Source organism: Holdemanella sp. MSK.7.32 (genome assembly GCF_024460475.1).
In the GTDB taxonomy this organism is placed as follows: domain Bacteria; phylum Bacillota_I; class Bacilli_A; order Erysipelotrichales; family Erysipelotrichaceae; genus Holdemanella.
This window is the reverse complement of sequence record NZ_JANFYN010000076.1, coordinates 1-5,892: the sequence shown is the minus strand read 5'-3', so window position 1 is coordinate 5,892 and position 5,892 is coordinate 1. Positions and strand designations below refer to the sequence as shown.

The 5,892-nt window shown below is 34.6% G+C and carries 6 protein-coding genes; all 6 read left to right on the top strand.

Translation table 11 applies throughout. The annotated features are described in order from the left end of the window. Positions 1-44: 44 nt before the first annotated feature. Positions 45-890, top strand: coding sequence for a patatin family protein (locus tag NE544_RS11525; RefSeq protein ID WP_118115063.1), 846 nt, complete (start codon positions 45-47; stop codon positions 888-890). 214 nt (positions 891-1,104) lie between these two features. Further along, positions 1,105-1,863: an HAD family hydrolase gene (locus NE544_RS11520; protein ID WP_118115064.1), complete on the top strand. Its 759-nt coding sequence runs from the start codon at positions 1,105-1,107 to the stop codon at positions 1,861-1,863. A 23-nt stretch (positions 1,864-1,886) separates the two neighbouring features. Continuing rightward, positions 1,887-2,738 (top strand): aldose 1-epimerase family protein, encoded by an 852-nt coding sequence (locus tag NE544_RS11515; protein WP_256269436.1) that lies wholly within the window; start codon positions 1,887-1,889, stop codon positions 2,736-2,738. A 140-nt stretch (positions 2,739-2,878) separates the two neighbouring features. After that, positions 2,879-4,057: an SIS domain-containing protein gene (locus NE544_RS11510; protein WP_256269435.1), complete on the top strand. Its 1,179-nt coding sequence runs from the start codon at positions 2,879-2,881 to the stop codon at positions 4,055-4,057. Positions 4,058-4,093: 36 nt separating this feature from the next. Next, entirely contained in the window at positions 4,094-4,525 is a 432-nt protein-coding gene (gene agaF / locus NE544_RS11505) for a PTS galactosamine/N-acetylgalactosamine transporter subunit IIA (RefSeq protein WP_118115067.1), read from the top strand. A gap of 99 nt (positions 4,526-4,624) precedes the next feature. Further along, complete coding sequence (locus tag NE544_RS11500) at positions 4,625-5,791, top strand: amidohydrolase (protein ID WP_256269434.1); 1,167 nt, start codon at positions 4,625-4,627, stop codon at positions 5,789-5,791. Positions 5,792-5,892: the final 101 nt, after the last annotated feature.

Here is a 5,892-nt window from a genome sequence, read left to right as displayed (position 1 = left end):
GGCTCAAGCAGTTGCAGATGCGGCAAAAGAAAGTGGTGTAGTGCGTGAGTAGAGTTGGTATTGTTGCAGAAGGTGGAGGTACTAAGGCTGCTTATTCTGCAGGAGTATTAAAATGTTTACTCGAACACGACATTATTCTTCCTTATTGTGTAGGGATTAGTGCTGGTACAGAAATTTTATTGAGTTATGTTTCAAAACAGGTAGATCGTTTAGAGGTTACAGGTATTGATGCACCTTGTCAAAAGGGTGTAGTTGGATGGCGACCATTCTTTAAAGAAGGTTCGATCTTTGGTATTGAAGCTACGTATGATTTTATTGAGTCTAGAGTTCCATTGGATTTAGAGGCTTTCCAAAATAGTGAAACGCAAATGGAAGTAGGATTGTATAATCTAAAAACGCATAAGGTAGAATATTTTAATAAGAGTTATATTGATAAAGATGAAACATTGATCAAGGCAAGTTGTGCTTTGTTGCTTCTAGCTAAACCTTATAAGTTTAATGGGGAAATGTGGATGGATGCTGGTCTTGTAGATATGATTAGTATTGAACAAAGTCTTCGTGCTGGAAACGATAAGCATATTGTGATTTCTACAAAGGAAGAGGGCTATGTTCGTAAGCCGGCTCCCAAATGGCAATTGTGGCTTTCAAACTTGGTTTATAAGGATAAACAAATTACAGATGATTTAAGAAATCGTCATGTTCGCTATAAGGAACAGTGGGATAAGATTGCCCAACTTGAAAAAGAGGGTAAGGCATTGGTTTTGCGTCCTCATAAAGATCTTGGGGTCACTCGTTATACAACAGATCCAGAAAAATTGGGCCCTTGGTTTCAATTAGGATATGATGAAACTCTAGAGCGTATAGATCAGATCAAAGAATTCATTAAATAGAAAAACCTGGATTTCCAGGTTTTTCTTTTGCCACAACAATCATTTAAGGAGGTGTATTGTGACAATAGTGACTACATTGTGCGAAGTGCTATATGTTTTAAACTACTAGAAAAGAGATTGTAGTCACATTTCTTATTATAGAAGTTCAATGTGAATTTATTATTAAAAATCAAAAATTCTTTTAAAAAGATTAGAAAGAGGCTATTATTAAGATATGAATGGTTATTTTTTTGATATGGATGGAACACTTTATAATAACAGGTTCCATGAAGTGAGTGAGAAAACTTTTAAAATGTTAAATGAACTACAAAGCCAAGGACACTTTGTAGCTTTATCAACGAGTCGTTGTCAATCTGAATTAAAGAATCTTCCTTCTTGTATGCGTTCATTTCAATTTGATTGTATGATCAGTGATGGTGGCGCTTTGATTTTGAATAAACAAAAAGAGATTCTTGAAATGAATTGCATTCCAAAAGAAACAATGAGAAGTATAGATCAATTTTGTAAGGAACGAAACTTGGAATATCGTTACAGTACGCGAGGGGGAAATTATTTTGGTACGCCATATTCTAGTTTTGCGCATAATATATACTTTGAATTGTATCTGAACAGTCCAGTTTATAAACCTTATAAAGAGGATGAAGTGTTGAATGTTTTACTTTTTTGCCAAGGAGAAACAAAAGAGGCGTTAAGACCTTTGATCAAGGATTTAGGGTATGTTGAATATCCGGATTGTTTTGAATTGCGTGCGAATCAAGTAGATAAGGCAACGGCTGTGAAAAAAATCATAGATGCTCATGCTTTTGAAACAACGTATTGTTTTGGGGATGGAACCAATGACATTGATATGTTGAAGCTTGCCGACGTGGGTGTTGCGATGGGCAATGCGTGTGATGCATTAAAAGAAGTTAGTGATGTTGTGATTGGAAGAGTGGATGAGGATGGCATCTACAATTTCTTAATGGGAAAATAAAAGCTGAATAGGAGGAGAATAAGATGGCTTATATTTTAGAGAATGATGTATTGAAGTTGGAGTGTACAGAAAAGGGTGGCGAAATGCTGCACTTAGTAAAGAAGAGTACAAATCATGAAACTTTATATCAAGGAGATCAGGGGTGGTCTGGTAGAAATCCTTCTTTATTTCCAATGGTAGGAAATACGTATACAAAGGATTATGAGATTGATGGTAAAAAATATGCGATGAAAAATCATGGTTTGATTCGTTATGCGACTTTAAAGGGTGAAAGTAAAGAAGATGAACTTGTATTTAGCTTAGATGCGAATGAGGATACGTTAGCTCAATATCCTTTTAATTTCCATTTTGAGATTGGATATAAATTGGATGGAAATAAAGTTTTAATTCAGTATCATGTAAAAAATAATGACTCTAAGGATATGCCTTTTGGGTTTGGTTTGCATCCTGCCTTTAAATTGGATGATGAATTTTCTACGTATACTTTGGCATTTGAAAAAGAAGAAAATACGAAACAATTGTTGTTTGATCCTAGCTACGAAAAGAATGTAGAGTATCAGGATGTTGCATTTAAAGAATGGAAATTGTCTAGAGAAGATGTAAAGAAGTATGCGACGATTATTTATAAGAATTTAAAATCAAATTATGTAACTTTAAAACATGGAGATGAAGAAGTGGTTCGTGTATCGATTGAGGGATATCCATATTTGGCTTTATGGACTCATGATAGTGCATCGGATTTCTTATGCATTGAACCTTGGTATTCACATGGGGATTTCGAAAAAGAAACACCCGATTTCTATCATAGAGAAGGAACTATGGTTTTAAAACCAAATGAAGAGTGGTCTTGTTCATACTGGATCGAGGTACTTTAAGAAGGAGAAATCCTTCTTTTTTAATTAAAAATTTGTATTTTTAAAGAACAAATTTGCACTTTTTAGTTTACTTTCATCTAAAATCTTTTATTTTAGTTAAAAACGGTTATAATGAAATTAGTTCAGAAGGAGAAAGAAAAATGTTCGGAAAAGAAAAATCAACTTGGGAAGAATTAAGTGGTATTTTTACTGCACAGGAGATCTACCAACAACCTGCTACTTGGGCAAAAACAATTGCTCAAATCAAAAATGAAAAGGAAGCTTTAAAGAAATTCATGGAACCTGTATTAAGTGATCCAGATTGTGATATCGTGTTTACAGGTGCTGGAACAAGTGAATATGTAGGTAATGCATTATATTCATATGTTAACCGTTATACTGGTTACCATGCAAAATCATATGCTTCTACTGATTTAGTAGAAACTCCAGAAAACTATTTATCAAGAAACAAAAAGACTTTATTAGTGAACTTTGGTCGTTCAGGAAACTCTCCTGAAAGTGTTGGCTCAGTACAAGTTGCTGATGAAGTATGTAAGGAAAATGTGTATCATTTATTCATTACATGTAACAAAGATGGAGCTTTAGCAAAAGCAGCTGCTACTCGTGACAATGCTTACGATATTAACTTAACACCAGAAACGCATGACCAGTCTTTCGCAATGACTTCAAGTTTCTCTAACATGATGTTGGCTGCATTATTATGTTTCCGTTTAGATGATATTGATGAAGTTGCAAAAGAAATGGAAAGTGTTATTGCACAAGGTCAAAAATTTGTTGATGAAGGATACAAAGTATGTGAAAATTTAGTTGCTGACTTTGCGGAATTTAACCGTATTGTATACTTAGGTGCAAATACATTGAAGGGTATTGCTCAAGAAAGTCAATTAAAGATTTGTGAATTAACTGCTGGTACAGTTACAACTACATTTGATAGTCCAATGGGATTCCGTCACGGACCTAAATCAGTTATCAACGATGAATGTTTAACAGTTGTTTATTTATCAGATGATGAATATCAAAGACAATATGAATATGACATTATTAAAGAAATGAGTGGACAACGCAAAAAGAACCGTTTAGTTGCTGTTTCTAGTCATGCAGATGCTGAAATCGAGGGATTAGTAGATACATTCATTAACTTTAATTTAGATGCACCTAAAGATAATATTTTCTTAGGATTTGACTATATTTTAGTTGCTCAGGTTATCGCATTATTTAAATCATTGAGCTACAAGATTACACCAGACAATCCATGTCCAACAGGTGAAGTAAACCGTGTTGTTAAGGGTGTTACTATTTACCCATATACTGCAAAGTAAGAATTTAGAGGAGAAAATTAGAGGAGAAAAAAGAAGATGATAGGATTAATTGTTACTGGTCATGGCCACTTTGCGACAGGTTTAACTACAAGCTTAAACTTGATTGCTGGAGATGCCAAAGATTATGTTGCTGTAGATTTTGAAGCTACAGATTCAACGGATGATTTAGCAAAAAAATTAACAGATGCTATGGATTCATTGAAGGACTGCGAAGGAATCATTGTATTAAGTGATTTGGCTGGTGGTTCTCCATTCAAAACGGCTGTTGAAATTGGATTCCCAAAAGGAAACGTAGAAGTTGTTGCAGGTACAAACTTAGGTATGTTGGTTGAAATCAACTTAACTCGTACTTTCTCTGAAGATGTTCATGCTTTAGCTGAATCAGCTTGCAACGTTGGAAAAGACCAAGTTATGCGTTATGTATTCCAACACATTGAACAAAATGACGATTTTTCAGATGGCATCTAATGTTTAAGCTAGGCTTTGCCTGGCTTTTTTTTCTTTTGTAAAAACTTTTCAAATATCTGAAAATGAGGTATGATATTTTTACATACGGAGGTATTTAGAATGGATTATAAAACTAGAATTGAGGCATCTATTCAAGAGCATTTAGATGCATATATGGATATTGTAAAAACACTATACGATAATCCGGAAACAGGTTTTGAGGAATATGAAACACAGAAGGTATTGGTGAAATATTTAAAAGATGCAGGCTTTGATGTAAAGTCTAGCGTAGTGGTTGATACAGATTTTGTGGCTGAATATAAATCGGTTAAAGAAGGGCCAACAATTGCTTATATGTGTGAATATGATGCACTTCCTGAAGTTGGACATGGATGTGGACATAACTTGATTGCTGGTATTGGTATTGCGGCTGGTGAAGCCTTGAAGAGTGTTATTGATGAAATTGGTGGAATTGTACGTGTTGTGGGTACGCCTGGTGAAGAAAACTTTGGTGGAAAAGTTAAGATGAGTGAAGCTGGGGTATTTGATGATGTAGATACAGCTTTAATGGTGCATCCAGATACTGAAAATGGTGTCGGATCTAGATCATTGGCAATTTTACCAATTAAGTATGAATTCTTTGGCAAAAATGCCCATGGATGTCATCCTCAAGATGGTCATAGTGCATTGGATGCAGCGATTAGTACATATACACAGATTTCTATGTTACGTCAATTTGTGATTCCAGGATCATATATTCATGGAATTATTCGTGATGGTGGTTTAGCTGCCAATGTAATTCCTGCTTATGCAAGTATGGAGTATTATTTTAGAGCAACTACAATGGCGTATTGTAAAGAGATTGCAGCTCGTGCAGAGGATTGTGTGAAGGGATCATGTACTGCAAGTCAAACAACTTACAAAACAAGCATGTATGAATGTCCTTATGAAGATACAAAAATCAACTATACGCTAGCTGATATGTTGACAGAAAAATATAAAGAGCTAGGAGTTGAGCAAATTAATCCGGTTGATGAAGTTCCATGTGGTTCTACAGATGTTGGAAGCGTAAGTTATGTTTGTCCAACAATTCAGGGAACGATTAAGATTGCAGATTGCTCAGTTGCTGGTCATTCTAAAGAAATGGCGGCTGCAACAATTAGTGAAGATGGAAAAAAAGGATTGATACAAGCAGCAACAGCCATTGCTTTGGTTGGATTAGATTTGATTACTAAACCAGAAATGTTAGAAAAGGTAAAAAAAGAATTTGAAGAAAGAACATGTTGATTCGCATGTTCTTTTTTTTGAAATGGTTTTCAAAATCGTTTTTAAAGTAAGCGCCAAGTAATATGCTGGATTGAAAATTATTTCAAAAAAATCGACAATTA

Excerpts from the sequence above, each read along its gene's own strand:
- NE544_RS11520 (WP_118115064.1), top strand. The coding sequence starts at position 1,105 with ATGAATGGTTATTTTTTTGATATGGATGGAACACTTTATAATAACAGG.
- NE544_RS11515 (WP_256269436.1), top strand. The coding sequence starts at position 1,887 with ATGGCTTATATTTTAGAGAATGATGTATTGAAGTTGGAGTGTACAGAA.
- NE544_RS11510 (WP_256269435.1), top strand. The coding sequence starts at position 2,879 with ATGTTCGGAAAAGAAAAATCAACTTGGGAAGAATTAAGTGGTATTTTT.
- agaF (WP_118115067.1), top strand. The coding sequence starts at position 4,094 with ATGATAGGATTAATTGTTACTGGTCATGGCCACTTTGCGACAGGTTTA.
- NE544_RS11500 (WP_256269434.1), top strand. The coding sequence starts at position 4,625 with ATGGATTATAAAACTAGAATTGAGGCATCTATTCAAGAGCATTTAGAT.